The following is a 21,257-nucleotide window of genomic DNA, read 5'->3' on the forward strand; positions in this document are numbered from 1 at the left end:
ATGGTCGTGCGCTTCCGCGGGGACGCCGTCACGAACGCATGCGCGGCGCCGGGCCGCGCGGCGACGGGGCGGGCCGGGCGGCGTTAGGCTCGTCGGTCGGTCGATCCGGGAGTACGCGTCCGTGGAGCTCGTCACGCTCGACGCCATCCGCGCCGCACAGAAGCTGCTGCAGGGCGTCACCATGACGACGCCCGTCGAACGGTCCCGCGCCGTCGGCACGATCGCGGACGGCGACATCTGGCTGAAGTGCGAGAACCTGCAGCGCACCGGCTCGTTCAAGCTGCGCGGGGCGTACAACCGCATCGCCCAGCTGACCGACGAGGAACGCCGCTGCGGCGTGGTGTGCGCCTCGGCCGGCAACCACGCGCAGGGCGTCGCGCTGGCGGCCAAGTTGCAGGGTGTGCAGGCGACGGTCTTCATGCCGCGTGAGGCACCGCTGCCGAAGGTCGACGCGACCCAGGCCTACGGCGCCGAGGTGCGCCTCGAGGGCGACACGTTCGACGAGGCGCTGTCGACCGCGCTCGCGTACGCCGACGAGCAGGGCTGCGTGTTCGTCCACCCGTTCGACCACCCGGACATCATCGCCGGGCAGGGGACCATCGGGCTCGAGCTGGTCGACCAGGTCCCGGAGCTGGGGACGGTGCTGGTCTGTCTCGGCGGCGGCGGGCTGTTGTCCGGCATCGCGGTGGCGCTGCGCGAGCTGCGGCCCGACGTGCGGATCATCGGCGTGCAGGCGGCCGGGTCGGCCAGCTTCCCGGCCTCGCTGGACGCCGGCCGACCGCTGGACGCGCCCGACTGCGACACGATCGCGGACGGCATCGCGGTCAAGCGGCCCGGGGAGCTGACCCTCGCGCACGTCGAGGCACTGGTCGACGAGGTGGTCACCGTCGACGACGAGGAGATCGCCCGCGCGGTCGTGCTGCTTCTCGAGCGGGCCAAGCTGGTCGTCGAACCGGCCGGCGCCGCCGCCGTCGCCGCGCTGCTGGCCGGGCGGGTGTCGGTGGACCGGGACCGCCCGACGGTGGCGACGCTGTCGGGCGGCAACATCGACCCGCTGATGCTGCAGCACCTCGTCACCGGCGGGCTCACGACCGAGGGCCGCTACGTCACGTTGCGCACCCAGGTGCCGGACACGCCGGGGCAGTTGTCGAGGTTGCTGCGACTGGTCGGCGACCAGCGCGCGAACGTCATCGGCGTGTCCCACCACCGCCTCGAGCACCGACTGCGGCTCGGGCAGGTCGAGGTGGTGCTGGAGTTGGAGACGCGCGGGCACGACCACGTCAAGGCCCTGCAGTTGGCGCTGGAGGAGGCGGGCTACCCGCTCCAGCGCAGCTGACACGGGCGGGGGCGAGCGTCCCGGACGGCGGTCCGCCGACGGGCGCGCTGGGTACCGTTCGTCGCATCGGCGCTTCGAGAGGCAACGGGGTGGACGAGCACGAACGGCAGCGCCACGAGTGGGCGGCGCCCGACAGCGGCGCCTGGTCGTCGGCGACGCGGCCGGGTCCCGCCGCCTGGGGCCAGCCCGAACCGGACGCCGACGGGCCGCCGCCCCCGCCGTGGGTGCGCAAGCGTCGAGAGCGGCGCCGCCGGATCGTCGCCGCGTCCGCGTCCGCGGTCGTGCTCTTGGTGCTGCCACTCGGGATGTGGGCGGCCGGGGTGTTCGACGGGCCGAGCGCAGACGACGAGGTCGCCGGGCCCACGGAACCGACCCCTGAGCCTCCCGCCGGACCCGCGCCGAGGCAGGAGCTCGAGCCACCCGACCCCGACGACTACAGCGGCAGCGACGCCGACTTCGCGGCGTTGCTGGCAGGTGTCGAGTCGTCCGAGCAGTCGATGATGCGGTTCCAGGAGGAGCTCGCGCAGGCCTTCCAGCTGGGTGACGGCCAGGACCTCACGCCGTTCTTCGCCGCCGTGCGCAGCATCGCCGAGGCGAGCGCGGAGCAGCTGTCGGCGGCGCGCGACGACCTCGACGACCCGTTGGCGACGCCCGAAGCCGAGACGGTGCGCACCGTCTACCTCGACCACCTCGACGCCTGGCTGGCGTTGATGCAGGCGGCCGCAGAGGACCCGACGCTGTTCGGGCCGAACGGTGACGCGTCGAGGTTCGACGTGGAGATCAACGCGACGGCGGTGGACTTCTCCCGCACCCTCGAGGCGGAGCTGCCGGCCGACGCGGCGGACGAGATCACCGCCTACGTCCGTGCCCTGCTCGACCGCGGCTTCCGCTTCGACGGCGACGCCCAGGCTTGAACGGTCGAGGGCGTCACCGGGCCGTGATGGCGCCCTCGACGACCAGGAGGTCGAGCGAGCGGGCGATGAAGGTCGCGGTCTGGGCACGGGTGACCATGCCGGCCGGCCGATACCGATGACTGTCGACACCGCTCGTGATGCCGACGCCGGCGAGCTTGGCCACCGAACTCGCATGCGGTGAGGAGGTCGGCATGTCGGTGAACCGCATGCCCTTCGGCGCCGTCAACTGGAGCCCGTAGCGTTGCTCCACCACGCGCGTCATCAGCGTGGCCATCTGGTCGCGACGGATCTGGCGGTCGGGACCGAACGTGCCGTCCTTGTAGCCCTCGATGACGCCCAGGCCGTTCAGACGCTCGATCGCCGCCTCGTGGCGGTGGCCGCGGGTGTCCGGGAACCGCGTGATCTTCGTGGGCTGTTCGAAGTGCTCGGTCGCGTTCAGCGTGCGGTCGAGCAGGGCGGCGAACTCGCCGCGCGTCAGTGCTCGGGACGGCCGGTAGTTCGTGAGGGGAAAGATCCCGATGCCCCAGTACTCGAGGCATTCGATGCCGGGGGCGTGCACCTCGGCCCAGGAGTGGTACGTGGCGCCGTCGCCGGGGCAGGCGTTCGCGATGGAGCGGGCCGTCCCGCTGTCAGCTGGGCTCGCCGTGCCGGTAGGGGACTCGTTGACGGGCGTGCCCGTGTCGATCGGCGCGGTCAGGCGGTCGAGCGTGGCATCGGCGCGGATACGCCCTGCGCCGAGCGAGAAGGAAACCTTCACGGTGCTTCGCTGCACGGCGTCACGCACCTGGTCGGGCGTCGCCGCGGGGTTGGCGGAGAACGCGAGGGCGGCCGTGCCGGCGACCAGCGGCGTCGCCGAGGAGGTCCCGCAGAAGGTGCTGTAGCCGCCACCGCGCTGCGTGGTGACGTTGCAGCCAGGCGCCGCCACGTCGACCCACGAGCCGTAGTTGGACCAGGAGTAGCGTCCGTCGCTGTTCGTCGAGCCGGCAACGGCGAGCACGTGCTTGTGCCCGGCGGGGTAGCGGACCTCGGTGGTCCCGGCGTTGCCGGCGGAGGCCACGACGAGCATCCCCTTGGAGCGGGCGTAGGTGATCGCGTCGTTGAGGGTCTGGCTCGAGCCCGTGCTGCTGAGGCTGAGGCTGGCGACCTGCGCGCCCTGGTCGGCGGCCCACACGAGGCCCTTGGCGACCGACGACGTCGTGCCGCTGCCGGTGCGGTCGAGGACCTTGACCGGCAGCACCTTGCACTCCCAGCACATGCCGGCCACCCCGATGCGGTTGTTACCGCGCGCGGCCACCAGTCCGGCGGCAGCCGTGCCGTGCCCGTTGTCGTCGGCCGTCGACGTCGTCCCGTTGACGAAGGAGCGGCCCGTGAGCACGGCGCCACGAAGATCGGCATGTTGTGCGTCGACGCCGCTGTCGAGCACGGCCACGACCACCGAGCCCTTCCCGGTGGTGCGTCGCCAGGCGGCCGGGGCGCCGATGCGCTGCTGCCCCCACTGCTCGGCCCACAGGGGGTCGTTGGGCGTGACGGTGTCGGCGAACACGGCGACGTCGGGCTCCACGTAACGGACGCGCCGGTCCTGACGGAGGCGACGAAGGGTGTTGGCCGCCTCGGATGTGGGAACCTCGAGCACCTCGACGCCGAGCTCGTCGATGTCGTCAGCGACGGAGCCCGACGTCGCTGCGACGGCGTTGCGGACAGCTCCGGGTTCATAGGCGACCACGATCCGTTCCGTGGCCTCGTCGCCGGACGGGCCGTCGGAGGCGTGCGCCGGGACGGTCGCGAGCAGCAGCGAGGCGACGGTGAGCGTGACGAGTGTGCGGCGGGCGCGGGGCAGTGACGCGGACATGCGATTCCTTGGGCACCCCCGCCCGCGTCGGCTCGTTTTCCTGAACCCACGGTGACGGTTTGCTGCCCCTGTCGGCAGGTGCCCTGGACGCCTGAAGCGATTCGCCCGATTTTCTTGGTGATGTGCCGTGGCCTCGGTTTGGTCAGCGGTGAAACGGGTCACGCTTCGCGCATATCAGAGCGCACTCGGTGTCGCGCGTAGTTCGCAACTCAACATCACGGGGCGCACAACCGTCTCCAAAGTGCTCGAGCCGGTCGCGCGATCGGTGATCATCTGCGTGAACCGGCCTGGGGACTTGGCCGGTGCAACCACAGGGGTGTGGGGCAACGATCCAGCCGGCGGTAGTTGGTCGCCGAGCCGGCTGGGGAGTCAGGGGCGAAACCGACACACCTTCCCGACGGGGACGTGCAGACGCACATCCGGGAAGGAAGCACACACCATGCGCAAGCTCGTAACACTGATCAGCGCCATGGCGCTGATGGTCGGGATGCTCGCCATCCCGGCAGCTGCCGAGGACAGCGAGCCGCTGACCCTCGAGCAACTCATCGAGGCCGCCGAGCAGGCGGACGCGCTGGTCGCGACGCTCGAGGGCGAGTTGGCCAACCTCGAGGACGACCTCGTGGACGCGAAGGACCGGCTCGACGCCGCCGACACGGCCGTCACGTCGAAGCAGGAGGAGCTGGACAGGGCGAAGGAGGCCCGGGCCAAGGCGGCTGAGGATCTCCATGACGCCGAGGCCGCCCTCACCTCTGCCCAGAGCGACCTCACAGCGGCGCAGGGTGCCGAGCAAGCGGCGCGGGACGCCCTCGCGGACGCCGAGGACGACCTGACCGCGGCGAAGGCCGCCGAAGCGACTGCCCAGGGCATCTACGACGACGCCGTCGAGGCGCGCGACGCGCAAATCGAGGTCATCAGCGACCTCGAGGACGACGTCGAAGCCGCCGAGTCCGCCCTTGAAGGCGCCATCGCAGCGCGGAGCGCAATCCAGCAGACCATCGCGAACACCACCAATACGCAGGGCAGCTGCGTTGGGACCCCGGCGCAGCGTGCCACCTGCGAGGCGGCGAAGGCCGCGCTCCCGGGCGCCGAGTCGGATGTCGTCACCAAGGACGGCGAGCTGAAGCAGGCCGAGGCGGACCTCGAAGCGGCGCTTGCACTACTCGCGGACCTTGAGGAGGACGTGACCGACGCGTTCGGCGAGTTGCAGGAAGCTACCAAGGACGTCGAGGACGCTAAGGGCGTCGTGACTTCCGCCGAGGCCGCCGTCGAGGCCGCCGTGGCTGACGTAGCTGCCAAGCAGGACATCGTCGACGAGGCGCTCGCTGACGTCGCTGATGCGACCGACGCGCTCAAGGACGCTGACGACGACGTGAAGAAGGCTGCCGAGGACCTCGCGGACGCCATCACCGAGCAGATCGCCGCCGACGCCGCCGTGAAGCAGCTCGAGGCGGACATCGAGGCGAAGGAGCAGGAGCTCGCCGCGGCCAAGGTCGCCGCTGCCGAGGCACACGCCGCCGTCGAGGCCTACGTGCCCCCGGTGACCGTCGAGCGTCACCCGGGCTGCAACGGCATCGAGAACGCGGTGGTCCAGGTGACCACGAAGGGCAACGGCAAGGGCAAGGCCGCCGAGGTCCTGACGGCGAAGGCTGCCGACTGGAACTGCAACGCCTGAGTCACCAACGCAGCATCTGGAGGGGCGTCCCGTGTGGGGCGCCCCTCCCGCCGTTGGCCGACGGGTCGGCAACCCCGCGATGTCGCCTTCCAGGCCACCGCGGCGCACACGCACTCTCCTGCGCGCGTGTTGGCCGGCCGCGGTCAGAGACAGCCAGGACCTACGACCGCGCACCGCATCGATGACGCGATGCGCATACCACATTGCGGTGTGCTAGATGCTGATTTCCCCAACAACGTTGCCGAGCGCACGAGGTGCGACGAATCGCTCGAGTGGGGGGTTGGTGGGCCATCATGCCCGCGTCGGTCAGGGGCATTGGCCGGCGATGACAGGGGTGTGGGGCACCGATCCTGCCGGCGGTAGTTGGTCGCCGAGTCGGCAGGGGAGTCAGGGGCGAAACCGACACACCTTCCCGACGGAGGGGCGCTCGACGGCGCCGGGGAAGGACACACACCATGCGCAAGACCATCGCTGCCGGCTGTGCAGCGCTGACGTTGGTGGGCATGCTCGCCATGCCTGCTGCCGCGAACACCACGCGCGCGGCCAACTGCGAGGCCCTGGGTGGCACGTATGCGCTCGGCTACCACCCGACGAAGCCAGGCGAGTTGCGGCCGGCGCACGACCGCTGCCTCGACGTCCCGCGGCTCGGTGCCCCGGTGTACGGAGAGTGGGAGGAGGTCTCCCGCGCGTCCGTCGCCGTCGGTGACGTCTTCACGACGAATGAGTACGTCTCCAGCGACCGGGTCAACAGCGACAACGCGGCACAGGACGTCTACCGCGTCACCTACGACGTCCAGTCGTGGCAGCTCTTCAAGGACGTGGTGCGGCTCGAGCGCACGGTCACGACGCGGGTCGAGTTGCTGACGCTGCACGCCCAGGGCAACGACCGGTGGAACCTGCCGAGCGGCAAGGTCACCGGCGCCACCGAGCAGGTCGACGTCGAGGTCGACTTTGATGAGACCGAGCCCGTGGCGGAGCTCGTCGGCACAACTCGGACGACCTGCATGGAGAACCCCGGATCGTCCGACCGCGAGAACGCGTGCCCGGACTTCTGAGCCGCACTTGCGGAACCACACTTGGTTCCGCAACCACGAGGAGGGGCGCTCGACCGGGCGCCCCTCGTCGTGTCAGGCGGGGACGTGGCGGTCGGCGACGAGTTCGGCCACCTCGACCAGGAGGTCGGTCAGCTCGTAGTCCTTCGGGGTGAAGACCGCGGCGACCCCGGCCTCTGCCAGCTTGCGGGCGTCGGCCGGCGGGATGATCCAGCCGGCCACCACGGGCACCTCGACGCCCTCGGCTCGGAGGCCCTGCACCACCTGGGGCACCAGCGACCGGTGCGAGCCCGACAGGATCGACAGGCCCACCACGTGGACGTCCTCGTCCACCGCGGCGCGCACGATCTGCTCCGGCGTCAGGCGGATGCCCTCGTACACGACCTCCATGCCCAGGTCGCGGGCGCGGATGGCGACCTGCTCAGCACCGTTGGAGTGGCCGTCCAGCCCGGGCTTGCCAACGAGGATCCGCAGCTTGCGCCCGAGCCGGGCCTCGATCTCGCGGACCTGGCGGCGCGCCTGGTCGAGGCGGCTGCCCAGCGGGCCGCCGGTCGCCAGCGCCTGCTCGCCGACGCCCGTCGGGCCGCGGTACTCGCCGAACACCTCGCGCAGCACGCCGGCCCACTCGCCGGTCGTCACGCCGGCGCGGGCGCACGCGATCGAGGCCGGCATAAGGTTCTGGTCGGTCGCCGCGACACGCCGCAGCTCCGCCAGCGCGGCGACGACCGCGTCCTCGTCTCGCGCCGTCCGCCACGCCTCCAGCCGGGCGAGTTGCTCGGCCTCGGCCGCGTCGTCGACGACGAGGATGCCGCCCTCCTCGTCGACCAGCGGCGACGGCTCGCCGGAGGTGAACACGTTCACGCCGACGACCTGTTGCTCGCCGGACTCGATGCGGCGCAGGCGCTCGGCGTTGGAGCGCACCAGCTCCGCCTTCATGAAGTCGACCGCCTCCATCGCCCCGCCGCGGGCGAGCACCGCGTCGAGCAGCTCCGTCGCGCCCTCGACCAGCGCCGCCACCTTGCGGTCCATCACGACCGAGCCGTCGAACAGGTCGTCGTTCTCCAGCAGGTCGGTCTCGAAGGCGAGGATCTGCTGCATCCGCAGCGACAGCTGCTGGTCCCACGGCCGCGGCAGCCCGAGCGCCTCGTTCCACGCCGGCAGCTGCACCGCCCGCGCCCGGGCGGTCTTCGACAGCGTCACGCCCAGCATCTCGATCAGGATGCGGGCGATGTTGTTCTCCGGCTGCTGCTCCGTGAGCCCGAGCGAGTTGACCTGCACGCCGTAGCGGAACCGTCGCAGCTTGGGGTCTTGCACGCCGTAGCGCTCAGCGGTGATGCGGTCCCACAGTTCGACGAAGGCACGCAGTTTCGCGACCTCCTCGACGAAGCGGATGCCGGCGTTGACGAAGAACGAGATCCGCCCCACGACCTTGTCGAAGTCGTCCTCCGGCACCTGCCCGCGCTCGCGGACGGCGTCCAGCACCGCGATCGCGTTGGCCAGCGCGAACGCCAACTCCTGCACCGGCGTCGCCCCCGCCTCCTGCAGGTGGTAGCTGCAGATGTTGATCGGGTTCCACTTCGGCAGGTGGTTGACCGTGTAGGCCACGACGTCGGTGGTCAGGCGCATCGACGGCTGCGGCGGGAATGCGTAGGTCCCGCGCGACAGGTACTCCTTGAGGATGTCGTTCTGGGTCGTGCCGGCCAACTGCGACACCTCGGCGCCCTGCTCCTCCGCCACTGCGACGTACAGCGCCAGCAGCCACATCGCCGTGGCGTTGATGGTCATCGAGGTGTTCATCTGCTCGAGCGGGATGCCGTCGAACAAGGTGCGCATGTCGTCGAGGGAGGTGACCGGCACGCCGACCTTGCCGACCTCGCCGCGGGCGAGCACGTGGTCGCTGTCGTAGCCGGTCTGCGTCGGCAGGTCGAAGGCCACCGACAGGCCGGTCTGGCCCTTGGCGAGGTTCGAGCGGTACAGCGCGTTCGACGCGGCTGCGGACGAGTGGCCTGAGTAGGTGCGCATCAACCAGGGGCGGTCGCGCTGCGGGGCCGGCTCCGCGCCCTCGCCGTCGGCCCCGGGACCACCTTGCCGCTCGCTCACGAGGCACCTCCGCCCGTGGTCGGACCGCGCCCCGGCACGCCGGCGCCTCGGTCGTCTGCCACTTCCGTGCTCCCGGCCGCGAGCGTAACGCGGCGCCGATCGCCGCCCTCAACCCATGACGTTGCACGTCGAACGACCGATGCCGCCGCCACCGCTCGCGTGTTCGGCGCGGCCGCGGCGGTCGGGAACGCGCTCTACGTCGCCGCGGCGGTCGGGCGCCACTGCCGTGGCCGCTAGGCTCGGTCGGCTCGCCACCTGCTCGGAGTCCTTGTGTCGCTCGCCGTGATCGCCGCCATCGCCGCCGGCACGCTGATCGCCATCCAGTCGGCGATCATCGGCGCCTGGGGCCAGAGCCTGCACCCCTTCACCGCGGCCGTGTGGGTCCACCTCGGCGGGCTGGTGTTCGGCGTCGTCGGCGTGCTGGTGGCGCCCCGGCTCGGTTTCGAGCTCACCGCCGTCCGTCAGGCGCCGTGGGGACTGCTGGCCGGCGTCGCGGGCATGCTGCTGGTCACCGGGATCGCCGTGGCCGTCGGCGGCCTCGGCCTCGCCTCCACCCTGGCGGTCGTGACGGGCGTGCAGCTGATCGTCGGGTTCGCGCTGGAGGTGACGGGGGTCGTTGGGCGCAGCGTGGCGCTCGACCCCGTCCGCGTCGGTGGCGCGCTGCTGATCGTGGCCGGCGTCTACGTCGTCGCCAGCCGCGGCCCGGTCGCCGGCTGAGCGCCGTGCCGACGTCCCCGCAGGTCAGCACTGCGGAGATCGCCGCGCTCGGGAACCCGCGCCGCCCGCGGGACGTCCCAATCGGCATGAAGCGCTACCTCGCCGTCCTCGTCCTGCTGCTCGCCGGCCTCACCACCGGCTGCGGCTCGCTGCCCGGGGCGGAGGGCGGGATGCCCGACGGCCTGGCCGGCCCCACCTGGCTGCTGCGCTCGGGGAGCGGGCCGGCCGGCGAGCTGGCCGTCCCCGACGGGGTGCGCGTCACGCTGCAGGTCGAGGAGGACGGCAGCGTCGGCGGCGTGTCGGCCTGCAACCACTACTTCGGCGACGCCGAGGTGGACGGCGACCGGCTCCGGGTCGGCGGGCTGGGCGGCACCGAGATGGGCTGCGACCCGGCCGTCATGGCGCTGGAGCGTGACTACCTCGACGCGCTCGGGCAGGCCGCACGCCTCGACCTGCAGGCCGACGTGCTGACCATCACCGGCTCCGACATCGAGCTGGTGTACGACCGCCAGCCCGACGTGCCGACCGCCGAGCTCACCGACACGACCTGGCAGCTGAAGTCGTTGCTGGACGGCGGCGGCCCCGACGGGACCGCCAGCAGCATCATGGCCGAGGCGGAGCTGTACCTCGACGGCACCGGCACCATCAACGCCACGACCGGCTGCGGCGGGCTCACGGGCACGTGGATACAAGAGGGCGACGCCATCCGTCTGACCGCGTCGCGCTATGCCCACGGCGAGGCCGACCGGTGCGTCGGTGACCTCCAGCACGAGCACGTCCTGGAGGTGCTCGGTGACGGCTTCACGGTCGAGGTCGAGGGCCAGACCCTGACGGTGTGGGCGCTGCGCGACGAGCGCGGCCTGCAGTACCAGGCCTCCTGACCGGCCCGCCGCCGCCGCGCCGCCACGGCCACGCCGCTCTGCCGCCACACCGCCGGGCGCTACGCCTCCACACGCAGCGCCACCAGCACGCCGTCGCGCAGTGGGACGAGGGAGCTGAGGTAGCGCTGGTCCTCGGCGACCGCGCGGGTCATCGCCACGATGTCCGGGGTCACGGCGTCGCGCGCCGGCGAGGATCGTTCCTGCGGCACCCCGGCGACCCGGCCGTGCCACAGCGTGTTGTCGCAGACGAACAGCCCGCCGACCCGGATGCGCTCGCGGGCGGCGGCCCAGGCGTCGGGGTAGCCGTCCTTGTCGATGTCGCAGTAGACGACGTCGAACTCGCCGTCGACCTCGGCGAAGGACGTCAGCGCGTCCCCGACGTGGTAGTCGACGCGGTCCCAGACGCCGGCGCGACGGAGGTAGCCCTCCGCGAGCGCGGCGTTGCCGGCGTCACCGTCGGTGCAGATCACCTCGCCGTCCTCGCCCACCGCGCGGGCGAACCAGTAGGCCGAGTAGCCGTAGCCGCTGCCCAACTCCATCACCCGCCGCGCCCCGATCGCCCGGGCCTGGAGTTCGAGGTGGCGGCCGACGGCACGCCCGACGATCGGGAATCCGTGCTCGCGGGCGCGCGCCTCCATCTCGTCGAGGACGACGTCCTGCAGCCCGATTCCGGCCAGACCGGTCAGGTAGTCGTCGACCTGCGGCGGCAGCAGCGGTGGCATCGGTGTCTCCAGTGGGTGGGAGGGCGCGGCGGTGGCCGGACGGGTCCGGGCTCGTGCGCGGGGCGCGACGCACCGCGGATCCTGCCACGGCGGGTGCCGGCCGGCACCCGACGCGGCCTAGGGTGCGCGACGCCGGAACGACGACAGGAGCCGCTCGTGGGTCGCCACGTGCTGGTGTGGGACGCACCCAACGTCGACATGACGCTGGCCAACATCATCGAGGGCAAGCCGACGCCCAAGGAACGGCCCGACCTGGCCGTCCTCGGCGCCTGGCTGGTGGACCACGCCGTCGAGGGCGACGAGGTGGAGGCGGCCGTCTTCGTCAACGTCGCCCCGCACGTGGCCGGGCCGATGCGCGGCTGGGTGATGTGGCTGCTCGAGCAGGGCTACCGGGTCTTCGCCAAGCCCAAGCACGGCGACAGCGACGTCGACGACGACATGGTCGACCACCTGTGGGAGCGCTACGACGAGGGCGACCTGGACGCCGTCTACGTCGGGTCCAACGACGCACGCGCCTTCCTCGAGCCGCTCGAGGAGCTGGCGGAGCGCGGCGTCACGGTCAGCGTCCTGGGCTTCTCCGAGTACGCCGGCGGGCTGTCCACGTCCGAACCGCTGCGGTTCGTCGACCTGGAGACGATCGAGGGCCTGTTCGGCGAGCCGCTGCCACGCCTCACCCTCGAGCTGCTGCCGGTCGAGGGCCGCTGGTTCGAGCCGCGTGGCCGGCTCGGCGCCTCACCCTCGTCGCCCGGATGGGGAGAGTGACGATGTCCGACACCACGCCGTCGGTCCGTTCCGAGGTCGGGGTGCTGCGCACCGTGCTGCTCCACCGGCCGGGCACGGAGGTCGAGCGCATCACGCCGACCAACATGGACCAGCTGCTCTTCGACGAGCTGCTGTGGGTCGAGCACGCCCAGCTCGAGCACGACGCCTTCGCCGACGTGCTGCGCAAGCTCGACGTGGAGGTGCTCTACCTCGAGGAACTGCTCACCGAGGTGGTCACGGACGAGGCGGTGGCACGCGACGTGGTGCAGCGCCACGTCACCGACCGCAGCTGCGGTCCGCAGGCCGTCGGCCGGGTCCGCGAGCTGCTGCTGGGCAACGAGCCGAGGCAGCTCGTCGAGCACCTGATCGGCGGCGTGACCGTCGAGGAGGTCGGCCGCGGCGACGGTCTGGTCACCACCGTCAGCGGCCAGTCCGAGATGCTGCTCGAGCCGCTGCCCAACGCGGTGTTCATGCGCGACTCGTCGGCCTGGATCGGTGAGGGGGTCGTGCTCTCCCCGATGAACCGGCTGGTGCGGCGCCGCGAGACCGACCTGCTGCGCACCGTCTACACCCGCCATCCGCGCTTCGCGGACAGCCCGATCTGGTTCGGCGGCGAGGTCACCGACTGGTTCCCGGCCACGTTCGAGGGCGGCGACCTGCTGGTCGTCGGCGACCGCGGCCTGGCGATCGGCATGTCCGAGCGCACCACCCCGGCGGGCGTGGAGACGCTGGCCACCAAGCTCTTCGACGCCGGCGCGGTCGACCGGATCCTGGCCGTCGACCTGCCGAAGGTCCGCGCGGCGATGCACCTCGACACGATCGTGACCCAGGTCGACGTCGACGCGTTCATCACCTACCCGACGATGACCAGCAACCTGACGGCCTACGCGGTCACACCGCGGCCCGGCGGGGGCGTACACGTCGCCGAGCACGCGAGCTTCCTGCAGGGCCTGGCGTGGGCGGCCGGCCTGGACCACGCCCGCGCGATCGAACCCGCGCTGGGCTCGATCCGCGCCGAACGCGAGCAGTGGAACGACGCCAACAACACCCTCGCCGTGCAGCCGGGCGTGGTGGTCGCCTACGAGCGCAACGTCGCCACCAACGAGATCCTGGACACCGCCGGCATCGAGGTGCACACCATCCCGTCGTACGAGCTTCCCCGCGGCCGTGGTGGCCCGCGCTGCATGTCGTGCCCGGTCCTGCGCGAGCCGCTGCCGGCCTGAGCGGGCCGCCGGCCCCGAACGGCTTCAGTCGACGGGGGCGGTGGAGCGGCGCACCACCAGTTCCGGCGGCAGTGTGACCGTGCCCGACGGGCGCGGCGCCTCGGGGTCCTCGAGCATGCCCAGCAGCAGCCGGCCGGCGTACCGGCCCATCGCGTACTGCGGGATGCGCACCGTCGTCAGCGGCGGGTCGAGCAGGTCGATCAGCGGCAGGTCGCCGAAGCCCGCCAGCGAGGTGTCCTCGGGGACCCGCCGGCCGGCCGCGTTCAGCGCGCGCAGGCAGCCGACCGCCAACAGGTCGCTGGCCGCGAACACGGCCTGCAGGCCCGGCCGGCGTGCCAGCAGCCGCTGACAGGCGTGCATGCCCTCGGTGACGCCGAAGATCGCCGCGTGCTCGACCAGTTGCGGGTCGAACACGCCCGCGGCCGAGGCCGCGGACCGAAACGCGTCGGCGCGTCGACGGCCGGTCGAGGTGTCGGCCGGCCCCGCCACGTGCGCGACGTGGCGGTGGCCGAGCTTCACGAGGTGGTCCACCACCAGCTCGGTGCCGCCGGCGTCGTCGGGCGCGACCGCCGGCAGCGAGGGATCCGTGCCGTGACGGTTGACCAGCACCACCGGCAGGTTGCCGGCGACGGGCCGGGCGCCGACCGTGGCGGCACCCTCCGCGCCCCCGTCGGCCGTGCCGTCGTGGCCGGGTAGCCGCGAGGTGGCCAGCACCAGCCCGTCGACCTGCCGCCGCACGAGGTTGGCCAGGCCACGTGACTCGCGCTGCGGGTCGTTGTCGGTGTTGGCCACGATCAGCACGTAGCCGGCGTCGGCCAGTGCGTCCTCCAGCCCGCGCACGATGGGTGGGAACAGCGGGTTGGTCAGGTCGGGGACCAGCATCCCCACGGCGTGCGAGCGCTGGGTCCGCAGCCCCCGCGCCAGCACGTTGGGCTGGTAGCCGAGCTCGTCGGCGGCGCTCATCACCCGCTGCACCGTCTCCGCGCGCAGCTGCCCGGCGGTGCGCTCGTTGAGTGCGCGCGACACCGTGGAGACGTCGACGCCCGCACGGCGGGCGACGTCCGTCATCGTCGTCCTGGCCATCGGTGACCCCCGGTGCGCCGTCGGTCGTGCCGCGACGGCGACGGGGACGGCCCGCTCGGCAGGCCGCCCCCGTCACCGTCCTGGCGTGGCGGGCGTCAGCCGGCCTTCACGATCGACTGGTCCAGCGAGGTGAACTTGGCGAGGTACTCGGCCCGTTCGGTGTGCAGCCGCTCCACCAGCGCGCGGTACTCGTCCATGCGGTCCTGGCGCTCGTAGAGCTTGCGGGGCTGCAGCAACTCGTCGTCCTCGATGCCCGGCAACGAGGTGGGCACGAGGTAGCCGAAGTCCGGGTCCTCCTCCCACTCGATCGTGCCGTCGACGATCGCCTCCTGGACGGCGGCCGAGTCGGGGATGCGCACCTTCTTCGAGCGCTCGTCCGCGTCGCCGCCACCGACCCGGCCGGTGTTGAACAGGTAGACCTCGAGGTCGCAGGTCTCGAGCAGTTCGAGGAACCGGTTGCCCATCGAGGACTCCTCCTCGAACCAGAACGGGTTGGTGCCTGGCACCCGCAGGTTCTTGCCCGCCTCGTGCGCACCGCCGGCGGAGGTGCCCTTGGTCTCGCCCAGCATGAAGTAGTACGCCGCCTGCTCGGGCTTGAGCTTGGCGACCGCCGGGATGAGGTTCTCGTTGCGGTTGAGGATGAACAGGTAGTGCGCCCGGGGCAGGTCCTTCGGATCGCGGTGGCGGATGTTGGCCAGCGGGAAGGTCACCCGGCCGTTGGCGGTGTAGCTGTCGTCGAAGAAGTCGACCTTGCCGGTCTCCGGGTCGACCGCGACCGACTCCAGCCAGGCGTCGGGACGCGTGGCACCGCCGTGGATGGTCGGCTCGTCGTCGGGGTCCAGCCCGAACGACTTCGCGAAGCAGCCGTTCTCCGTCGTGTACACCGTGCCGCCGGGCATCAAGGCGATGAAGTCGTCCTGGACCGGCAGCGAGCCCTTGACGTTGCGGAAGGTCGTGGTGGTCTTGCCGGTGCCCGACAGCCCGATGATCAGCGCGAGCCGCTCCGTGCCATCGGGGGTGGACTCCGGGGGGAAGGTCTTCGCGCCCGAGTGCATGGCCAGCCCGCCCCGGTCGTAGACGAGTTTGTTCCACATCCGCAGCCCGCCCATCTTCGACTCGCCGAAGTAGTCGGAGCCGAACACGCGGGTGACGTAGTTGTCGAGGTCCACGAGGATCAGGCACTCCTCGTGGTGCTCGGGCACGCGCAGCCCCGGCGTGTAGATGACGGTGAACTCGGGGGTCCAGTCCTCGTCGCGCGGGAAGTACAGCTGCTGCTGCATGGCCGGGACGTTGCTGTTGGCCTTCTCCATGTAGACCCGCGATCCGGTGCGGAACGCCGGGTCCGGACCGATGTAGCCCTCGATCAGGACCATGTCCTGGTCGGCGATGTAGGCGTCCTGCTTGGCGGCCCACTCCTGCGCCTCGGCGCGGGGCATGACCTGCTTGCCGGTGGGTTCGTCGGAGACGAAGAAGGTCGACGGCGTCAGCCGCGCCAGGATCCGTGCCTGGTAGTTGAGGTTGCCGAACTCGGTCTCGGTGACACGCGGCATGTATTCGAGCACCCATTCTCGGAGCTCGGCCTGCGTGGGATTGACGGCGACGGACTTGGCTTTCGGCAACTCGAACGACACTGTTCGATCCTCCCGCGAAGGTGCCCGGCCCTCCACCGAGCGGTGACCCTCTGCGAAACACCGTAGCGGTCGGTTTCGGCGCCATCCGAATTGGTGCGATCGGCGGATATTGCGTCTGCAAACGTTGGAAAGGCGCACATTCGACGGTTTGACGAGACGATCCCTGGCCGATCGTCTCCCGGTGCGACCGTGGCTAGGCTGGCCGAACGGTCGGGCGCGTGCGCCGTTTCACCGGCTTGCCGAGCGTCCCTGGAGTGGTGTCGTGGCTGAGGTGGCGTCCGTCGGTGAGGTCGCGTCGCTGCGCGCCGTCGGGGTGCGCGTCGGCGGCAACGACCTGCTGCGCGACGTGGACCTCGACCTCGAACGGGGCGAGCACCTCGCGGTCCTCGGCCCCAACGGCTCGGGCAAGACCACGCTGCTGCGGGTGCTGTCCACCTACCGGTTCCCGACACGCGGCACCGCGCGGGTGCTGGGCGCCACGTTCGGGGCGGCCGACCTGCGGGCGCTGCGGCCGCGGATCGGCTTCGTCAGCACCGCGCTCGACGACTTGCTGCACGTGCGGGCGGCCGCGCTGCCGCTGGTGGCCGCCGCGGTGCACGGCGGGCTGTGGCCGCCGCCGCACGTCCTCGACGACGCCGAGGTGGCCGCCGCGGCCCGGTGGGCCCTGGCGCGGGTGGGTGCCGGGCACCTCGCCGAGCGGCGGGTCGACACCCTCTCGCAGGGTGAGCGCCAGCGTGTGCGTATCGCCCGGGCGTTGGTCGGCGACCCCGACCTGCTGCTGCTCGACGAGCCGTTCGCGGGGCTCGACCTCGGCGGGCGCGAGTCGCTGCTGGCCGACCTCGATGCCGTCCTGGCCGAGCCCGGCGGGCCCACGACCGTGCTGGTGACCCACCACCTCGAGGAACTACCACGCGGCGTCCGCGCCGCGCTGCTGCTGCGCGAGGGCGCGGTCGTGGCCAGCGGCGGGGTCGACGAGGTGCTGCGCGACGCGCCGGTGTCGCGCTGCTTCGGGCTCCCGGTCCGCGTGCAGGCCACGGACGGCCGCTTCGTCGCGCGCGCGGTGGTCGCCACCTGACGGGCGTCGCATTGGACGCGGAGGTGAGGTTCACTTAACCTTCGCCTCGCCGCCAGTCGGGGTGGCCCGGTCCGTGAGGTAGGCGCCGTGTACGTCTGTCACTGCAACGTGGTGAGCGACCGCACGATTCGTGCGGCCATCTCCGCCGGAGCGCGTGACGTCGACGAGGTCACCGACCACTGCGACGCCGGCGACACCTGCGGCGGCTGCATCCCCACCATCGAGGACCTGCTGGCCGAGGCGGCCGCCGCGGTACGCGAACCGGACCTGGTGGGGTTGCGCCAGGCCGCCCGTCGCCGTCTGGCCGGCACCGGGCCGTTCACGCCCGTGCCGGCGATGGCGCGCCCCGCCGCGATCTGAGCCGCGGCGCACCGACCACACCCCGCACGCCGCCGGTGTCCTAGGGTGGGCCACCCCGCAATCGCGTCCGGGCGGGCGCACCGACGAGGAGCACACCCATGGCACGTGGCGACGAGCGCGTCATCGAGCTGCTCAACGACATCCTCACGTTCGAGCTCACGCTCATCAACCAGTACTGGTTGAACTACCGCATGTTGAACAACTGGGGCCTGTACGGGCTCGGCGAGGTCTTCAAGAAGTACTCGCTGGAGGAGATGGAGGACGCGGACAAGTACGTCGACCGCATCCTCTTCCTCGACGGCCACCCCAACCTGCAACGCATGAACACCGTGCAGGTGGGCGAGACCGCGCAGGAGATGCTGCAGCTGGCCAAGGCCCGGGAGGCCGAGGCGGTCGACAAGCTCAACGCCGGCATCGCGCTGTGCCTCGAGGTCGGCGACAACGGCACCCGCGAGCTGCTGGCCGAGGCCCTGCGTGAGGAAGAGGAGCACCTCGACTTCTACGAGACGCAACTGGACGCCATCGAGCTGGTCGGGCTGCAGAACTGGCTCGCGCAGTTCACGCTCGGCAACGACGAGTCCTGACCACCCGGCCGTTAGCCTGCCGGGCGGGAGCACCAACCGATCCGCAAGCCGTGTGATGCGCTGGAGGAACGCCCGATGCCCGAGGCCGTGATCGTCGCCACCGCCCGAACCCCGATCGGCCGGGCCTTCAAGGGCTCGATGACCGAGCTGCGACCCGACGACCTGACCGCGACGATCGTCGAGGCCGCCATGGCCCAGGTCCCGCAGCTGTCGCCGGACGACGTCGTGGACCTGCACCTCGGCTGCGGGCTGCCGGGCGGCGAGCAGGGCTTCAACATGGCGCGGGTCGTCACCACCCTGCTCGGCTGGGAGGTCCCCGGTACGACGGTGACCCGCTACTGCTCGTCGTCGCTGCAGACCACCCGGATGGCCTTCCACGCGATCAAGGCCGGTGAGGGCGACGTGTTCGTCTCCGCCGGCGTGGAGATGGTCTCCCGGTTCGTCAAGGGCAGCTCCGACTCGCTGCCCGACACGCAGAACCCGCGCTTCGCCGAGGCGCAGGCCCGCACCCAGAAGACGGCCGAGGAGGGCGCCGACGGCTGGCAGGCCCCTGACGGGCTGTCGGACATCTACATCCCGATGGGGCAGACGGCGGAGAACGTCGCGCTGCTCGAGGGCGTCTCCCGCGACGAGCAGGACGACTACGCCTACGAGTCGCAGATGCGCTACGCGAAGGCCGATGCGGAAGGCTTCTGGGAGCGCGAGATCACGCCCATCGAGCTGCCCGACGGGCAGACGATGGTCAAGGACGACTCGCCGCGGCCGACCACCGAGCGCGAGAAGCTGTCCGAGCTGCAGCCGGTGTTCCGCCCCGACGGCACGGTGACGGCCGGCAACGCGTGTCCGCTGAACGACGGTGCCGCGGCCGTCGTGATCATGAGCGACACCAGGGCCGCGGAGCTGGGCATCCAGCCGCTGGCCCGCATCGTCTCCACCGGCGTGTCGGCCCTGGACCCGGAGATCATGGGGCTCGGCCCGGTCGGCGCGATCCGGCAGGCCCTCGGCCACGCCGGCATGACGATCGACGACATCGACATCGTGGAGATCAACGAGGCCTTCGCCGCCCAGGTGATCCCCTCCGCACGACAGCTCGGCATCGACTTCGACAAGCTCAACCCGCACGGCGGCTCGATCGCCTGCGGCCACCCGTTCGGCATGACGGGCGCGCGCATCACCGGCACGCTGCTGAACGGGCTGCGCCACCGCGACGCCACCTTCGGGATCGAGTCGATGTGCGTCGGCGGCGGTCAGGGGATGGCCATGGTGGTCGAGCGGCTGTCCTGACGGCGGCAGGCACCGCGGTGGCCGACGAACGTCGCACGGGCGCCGAGGCAAGCGACGACCGCACCGACGGCGGCGAGGTGGCCGCCGACGGCCCGGCGGCGCCCACCGTCCGGCTCGAGCGCTGGGACGGGCCGGCGGGCGACGACGCGTTCGCCGGCCTGCGCGCCGACGTCGCGGCCTACGGCCACCTCGACCCGTTGGTGACCGTGCGCGGGTTGAGCGAGGTCAGCGGCCTACCGGTCGGAGCGCTCGTCCGTTACGTGCTCGCCCGTTGGGCCGCCGGCGGCAACGAGGCGGTCCTGGAGCTGGGCGTGTCCGGGGTGGACCACCTGGCCCGCCTGGTCGCACGAGCCGAACAGGCTGGCGACGACCGGGCGCGCCTGAGCGCCTACCACGGCATGCGCGAGGTGGTCGCGTGGCTGCGCGCGGGCGTCGAGGCCGCCGCGGACGAGGGCGCCGCGGACGAGGACGCGTCCCCGACCTAGCGGATCAGGCCGAGCCGGAACGCGCGGGCGACCGCACCGGTGCGGTCAGGCACGTCCAGCTTCACCAGCAGGTTCTGCACGTGGGTCTTCACCGTGCGGGCCGACAGTCCGAGCCGCGACCCGACCTGCTGGTTGGTCAGCCCCTCCGCCAGCAACTGCAGCACCTCGAGCTCGCGGGGCGTCAGCGCCGAGGCACCCGACTCGCGCGGCTCGTGCCGCCAGGTCCCGGCCAGCTGCATCGCGATCGAGGGCGAGATGATGCGTTCGCCCTTGGCGGTGCGCATCACCGCGTCGCGCAGCTCCTCGGCCGGCGCGCTGGTCAGCAGGAAGCTGTCCACCCCGGCGATGACAGCTTCCCGCAGGTCGATGACCGTGGCGCCGTCGGCCACGACGAGGACCCGCAGCGTGTCGTGCAGGGCCTTCGCCGTCGCCACGATCCGGAACGTCTCCGGGTCGTCGTCGCGCAGGCCGGCCACGAGGATGGCCGGGCGTAGCTCCTGCACCGATTCGACGGCGTTGTCGAGGCCGCACTCGCCGACGAGATCCTGTTCCGCGAGGATCGCGCGCAGGCCGGCGCGCACCACGGGCCGGGCGTCGCACACGAGCACCGTCGTGGCCGGCGCACCGACCACGGCCTCGGTGCTCAACAGCTCACCGAGCTCGGACATCGCACCAGGGCTGTCGGGCACGTCGACGGTCGCGCCGGTATCGCCGAGAGGGGTACCACGGGTGGGCACGGCAGAACCTTCCGGAAGGTCGCGGTATCAAACCGTCCCGGAACGGTCTTCGGCACCCTTGGCAGGGGTGATCTTGCTGTCCAGTCCACCTGGTCCGGCGGGCCTAGACCGCGCGCCAGAGCCGACAACACGCGCGAAACCGCCCGAAACGCCCGTCAGGACGCCTTTCCGGCCCACAAGGGTCAGGCGGTGCGGATGTCCTTGACCGTGACCTCGAGCGTCATCCCGGTCGGCGTGTCGAAGTGGACCTTGTCGCCTGCGCGCGCGCCGATCACCGCGGTCCCCATCGGCGAGTCGGCCGAGAGGATGTCCAGGTCCTCGTGCTGGTCCTCGCGGGAGCCGACGAGGTAGGTCTCCTCGTCGCCCTCGACGTCGAGCACCACGACCAGGCCCGGCCGGACCTCGTCGGTGTCCTGCGGCTGGCCGATGCGCGCATCCCGCAGCAGCGCCTCGAGCTGCCGGATGCGGGCCTCCATCTTGCCCTGCTCGTCCTTGGCGGCGTGGTACTCGGCGTTCTCGCGCAGGTCACCATGGGCGCGCGCCACCTCGATCTCCGCGGAGATCTGCTCACGACCCTCGGTCTTCAGCGTCTCGAGCTCGGCCTGGAGACGGTCGTACGCCTCCTGGCTCAACCAGGTCTCGGCCACGGTGGAAACACCTCGTAACACATCGACGGCAAACATGGGTCCGCGGCTGGGGCACGACCGGAACGGCGCCCCCCCGCCACGACGAACGCCCGGACCGCGTGCAGGTCCGGGCGTGACGAGGGCAGAGCCTACCACGCGGGTCG

The 21,257-nt window shown here is 71.8% G+C and carries 20 protein-coding genes; 13 read left to right on the forward strand and 7 right to left on the reverse strand.

The window, feature by feature from the left end; translation table 11 throughout:
• Positions 1-121 precede the first annotated feature (121 nt).
• A complete protein-coding gene (gene ilvA, locus ACERM0_RS05995; RefSeq protein WP_373677637.1) occupies positions 122-1,336 on the forward strand; it encodes a threonine ammonia-lyase in 1,215 nt (404 codons plus the stop codon).
• A gap of 89 nt (positions 1,337-1,425) precedes the next feature.
• Entirely contained in the window at positions 1,426-2,250 is an 825-nt protein-coding gene (locus tag ACERM0_RS06000) for a hypothetical protein (RefSeq protein WP_373677638.1), read from the forward strand.
• A gap of 13 nt (positions 2,251-2,263) precedes the next feature.
• Here ACERM0_RS06000 and ACERM0_RS06005 read toward each other — a convergent pair whose 3' ends face one another.
• The gene (locus ACERM0_RS06005; protein ID WP_373677639.1) at positions 2,264-4,099 is read right to left on the reverse strand and encodes a S8 family serine peptidase; all 1,836 of its coding nucleotides are present in this window, start codon (positions 4,097-4,099) and stop codon (positions 2,264-2,266) included.
• A gap of 241 nt (positions 4,100-4,340) precedes the next feature.
• On the opposite strand from ACERM0_RS06005, the gene ACERM0_RS06010 reads away from it, so the two are divergent.
• Both ACERM0_RS06010 and ACERM0_RS06015 read left to right on the forward strand, forming a co-directional pair.
• Entirely contained in the window at positions 4,341-5,771 is a 1,431-nt protein-coding gene (locus ACERM0_RS06010; RefSeq protein ID WP_373677640.1) for a hypothetical protein, read from the forward strand.
• 455 nt (positions 5,772-6,226) lie between these two features.
• Entirely contained in the window at positions 6,227-6,826 is a 600-nt protein-coding gene (locus ACERM0_RS06015) for a hypothetical protein (RefSeq protein ID WP_373677641.1), read from the forward strand.
• A gap of 72 nt (positions 6,827-6,898) precedes the next feature.
• Here ACERM0_RS06015 and ACERM0_RS06020 read toward each other — a convergent pair whose 3' ends face one another.
• Positions 6,899-8,845, reverse strand: a complete 1,947-nt coding sequence (locus ACERM0_RS06020) for a protein meaA (protein WP_373677954.1) — start codon at positions 8,843-8,845, stop codon at positions 6,899-6,901.
• A gap of 360 nt (positions 8,846-9,205) precedes the next feature.
• Between ACERM0_RS06020 and ACERM0_RS06025 the strand changes: the two genes are divergently transcribed.
• Both ACERM0_RS06025 and ACERM0_RS06030 read left to right on the forward strand, forming a co-directional pair.
• Entirely contained in the window at positions 9,206-9,640 is a 435-nt protein-coding gene (locus ACERM0_RS06025; protein WP_373677642.1) for a DMT family transporter, read from the forward strand.
• Positions 9,641-9,645: 5 nt separating this feature from the next.
• Entirely contained in the window at positions 9,646-10,521 is an 876-nt protein-coding gene (locus ACERM0_RS06030) for an META domain-containing protein (protein ID WP_373677643.1), read from the forward strand.
• Between the two features lie 59 nt (positions 10,522-10,580).
• On the opposite strand, the gene ACERM0_RS06035 is transcribed toward ACERM0_RS06030, so the two are convergent.
• On the reverse strand, positions 10,581-11,243 hold the full coding sequence (locus tag ACERM0_RS06035) for an O-methyltransferase (protein ID WP_373677644.1): 663 nt from the start codon (positions 11,241-11,243) through the stop codon (positions 10,581-10,583).
• Between the two features lie 156 nt (positions 11,244-11,399).
• Here ACERM0_RS06035 and ACERM0_RS06040 point away from each other — a divergent pair, with 156 nt between their 5' ends.
• Both ACERM0_RS06040 and ACERM0_RS06045 read left to right on the forward strand, forming a co-directional pair.
• The gene (locus ACERM0_RS06040) at positions 11,400-12,005 is read left to right on the forward strand and encodes an NYN domain-containing protein (protein ID WP_373677645.1); all 606 of its coding nucleotides are present in this window, start codon (positions 11,400-11,402) and stop codon (positions 12,003-12,005) included.
• Between the two features lie 2 nt (positions 12,006-12,007).
• Complete coding sequence (locus tag ACERM0_RS06045) at positions 12,008-13,228, forward strand: arginine deiminase (RefSeq protein ID WP_373677646.1); 1,221 nt, start codon at positions 12,008-12,010, stop codon at positions 13,226-13,228.
• Between the two features lie 24 nt (positions 13,229-13,252).
• Here ACERM0_RS06045 and ACERM0_RS06050 read toward each other — a convergent pair whose 3' ends face one another.
• Both ACERM0_RS06050 and ACERM0_RS06055 read right to left on the reverse strand, forming a co-directional pair.
• Positions 13,253-14,296 carry a LacI family DNA-binding transcriptional regulator gene (locus tag ACERM0_RS06050; RefSeq protein WP_373677647.1) on the reverse strand — a complete coding sequence of 348 codons (1,044 nt, stop codon included), beginning with the start codon at positions 14,294-14,296 and terminating at the stop codon, positions 13,253-13,255.
• 110 nt (positions 14,297-14,406) lie between these two features.
• Positions 14,407-15,942 carry a phosphoenolpyruvate carboxykinase gene (locus tag ACERM0_RS06055; protein WP_373677648.1) on the reverse strand — a complete coding sequence of 512 codons (1,536 nt, stop codon included), beginning with the start codon at positions 15,940-15,942 and terminating at the stop codon, positions 14,407-14,409.
• 262 nt (positions 15,943-16,204) lie between these two features.
• On the opposite strand from ACERM0_RS06055, the gene ACERM0_RS06060 reads away from it, so the two are divergent.
• The 5 genes from ACERM0_RS06060 to ACERM0_RS06080 all read left to right on the forward strand — a co-directional run bounded on the left by ACERM0_RS06060 (position 16,205) and on the right by ACERM0_RS06080 (position 19,730).
• The gene (locus ACERM0_RS06060) at positions 16,205-17,017 is read left to right on the forward strand and encodes an ABC transporter ATP-binding protein (RefSeq protein WP_373677649.1); all 813 of its coding nucleotides are present in this window, start codon (positions 16,205-16,207) and stop codon (positions 17,015-17,017) included.
• Positions 17,018-17,104: 87 nt separating this feature from the next.
• Positions 17,105-17,377 (forward strand): bacterioferritin-associated ferredoxin, encoded by a 273-nt coding sequence (locus ACERM0_RS06065; RefSeq protein ID WP_373677650.1) that lies wholly within the window; start codon positions 17,105-17,107, stop codon positions 17,375-17,377.
• A 98-nt stretch (positions 17,378-17,475) separates the two neighbouring features.
• Positions 17,476-17,961, forward strand: coding sequence for a bacterioferritin (bfr, locus tag ACERM0_RS06070; RefSeq protein WP_373677651.1), 486 nt, complete (start codon positions 17,476-17,478; stop codon positions 17,959-17,961).
• Positions 17,962-18,036: 75 nt separating this feature from the next.
• Positions 18,037-19,245, forward strand: coding sequence for an acetyl-CoA C-acetyltransferase (locus tag ACERM0_RS06075; protein WP_373677652.1), 1,209 nt, complete (start codon positions 18,037-18,039; stop codon positions 19,243-19,245).
• Between the two features lie 17 nt (positions 19,246-19,262).
• Positions 19,263-19,730 (forward strand): DUF6027 family protein, encoded by a 468-nt coding sequence (locus ACERM0_RS06080; protein ID WP_373677653.1) that lies wholly within the window; start codon positions 19,263-19,265, stop codon positions 19,728-19,730.
• On the opposite strand, the gene ACERM0_RS06085 is transcribed toward ACERM0_RS06080, so the two are convergent.
• Positions 19,727-20,467 carry a DNA-binding response regulator gene (locus ACERM0_RS06085; RefSeq protein WP_373677654.1) on the reverse strand — a complete coding sequence of 247 codons (741 nt, stop codon included), beginning with the start codon at positions 20,465-20,467 and terminating at the stop codon, positions 19,727-19,729. The genes ACERM0_RS06080 and ACERM0_RS06085 overlap by 4 nt on opposite strands.
• Positions 20,468-20,649: 182 nt before the next feature.
• The gene (gene greA / locus ACERM0_RS06090) at positions 20,650-21,150 is read right to left on the reverse strand and encodes a transcription elongation factor GreA (RefSeq protein WP_373677655.1); all 501 of its coding nucleotides are present in this window, start codon (positions 21,148-21,150) and stop codon (positions 20,650-20,652) included.
• Positions 21,151-21,257 lie beyond the last annotated feature (107 nt).

The sequence above is a fragment of the Egicoccus sp. AB-alg2 genome, assembly GCF_041821065.1.
In the GTDB taxonomy this organism is placed as follows: domain Bacteria; phylum Actinomycetota; class Nitriliruptoria; order Nitriliruptorales; family Nitriliruptoraceae; genus Egicoccus.

Coding starts and splice junctions, on each gene's coding strand:
- greA (WP_373677655.1), bottom strand. CDS start 21,150: ATGTTTGCCGTCGATGTGTTACGAGGTGTTTCCACCGTGGCCGAGACC.
- ACERM0_RS06075 (WP_373677652.1), top strand. CDS start 18,037: ATGCCCGAGGCCGTGATCGTCGCCACCGCCCGAACCCCGATCGGCCGG.
- ACERM0_RS06020 (WP_373677954.1), bottom strand. CDS start 8,845: ATGCGCACCTACTCAGGCCACTCGTCCGCAGCCGCGTCGAACGCGCTG.
- ACERM0_RS06005 (WP_373677639.1), bottom strand. CDS start 4,099: ATGTCCGCGTCACTGCCCCGCGCCCGCCGCACACTCGTCACGCTCACC.
- ACERM0_RS06035 (WP_373677644.1), bottom strand. CDS start 11,243: ATGCCACCGCTGCTGCCGCCGCAGGTCGACGACTACCTGACCGGTCTG.
- ACERM0_RS06045 (WP_373677646.1), top strand. CDS start 12,008: ATGTCCGACACCACGCCGTCGGTCCGTTCCGAGGTCGGGGTGCTGCGC.
- ACERM0_RS06050 (WP_373677647.1), bottom strand. CDS start 14,296: ATGACGGACGTCGCCCGCCGTGCGGGCGTCGACGTCTCCACGGTGTCG.
- bfr (WP_373677651.1), top strand. CDS start 17,476: ATGGCACGTGGCGACGAGCGCGTCATCGAGCTGCTCAACGACATCCTC.
- ACERM0_RS06015 (WP_373677641.1), top strand. CDS start 6,227: ATGCGCAAGACCATCGCTGCCGGCTGTGCAGCGCTGACGTTGGTGGGC.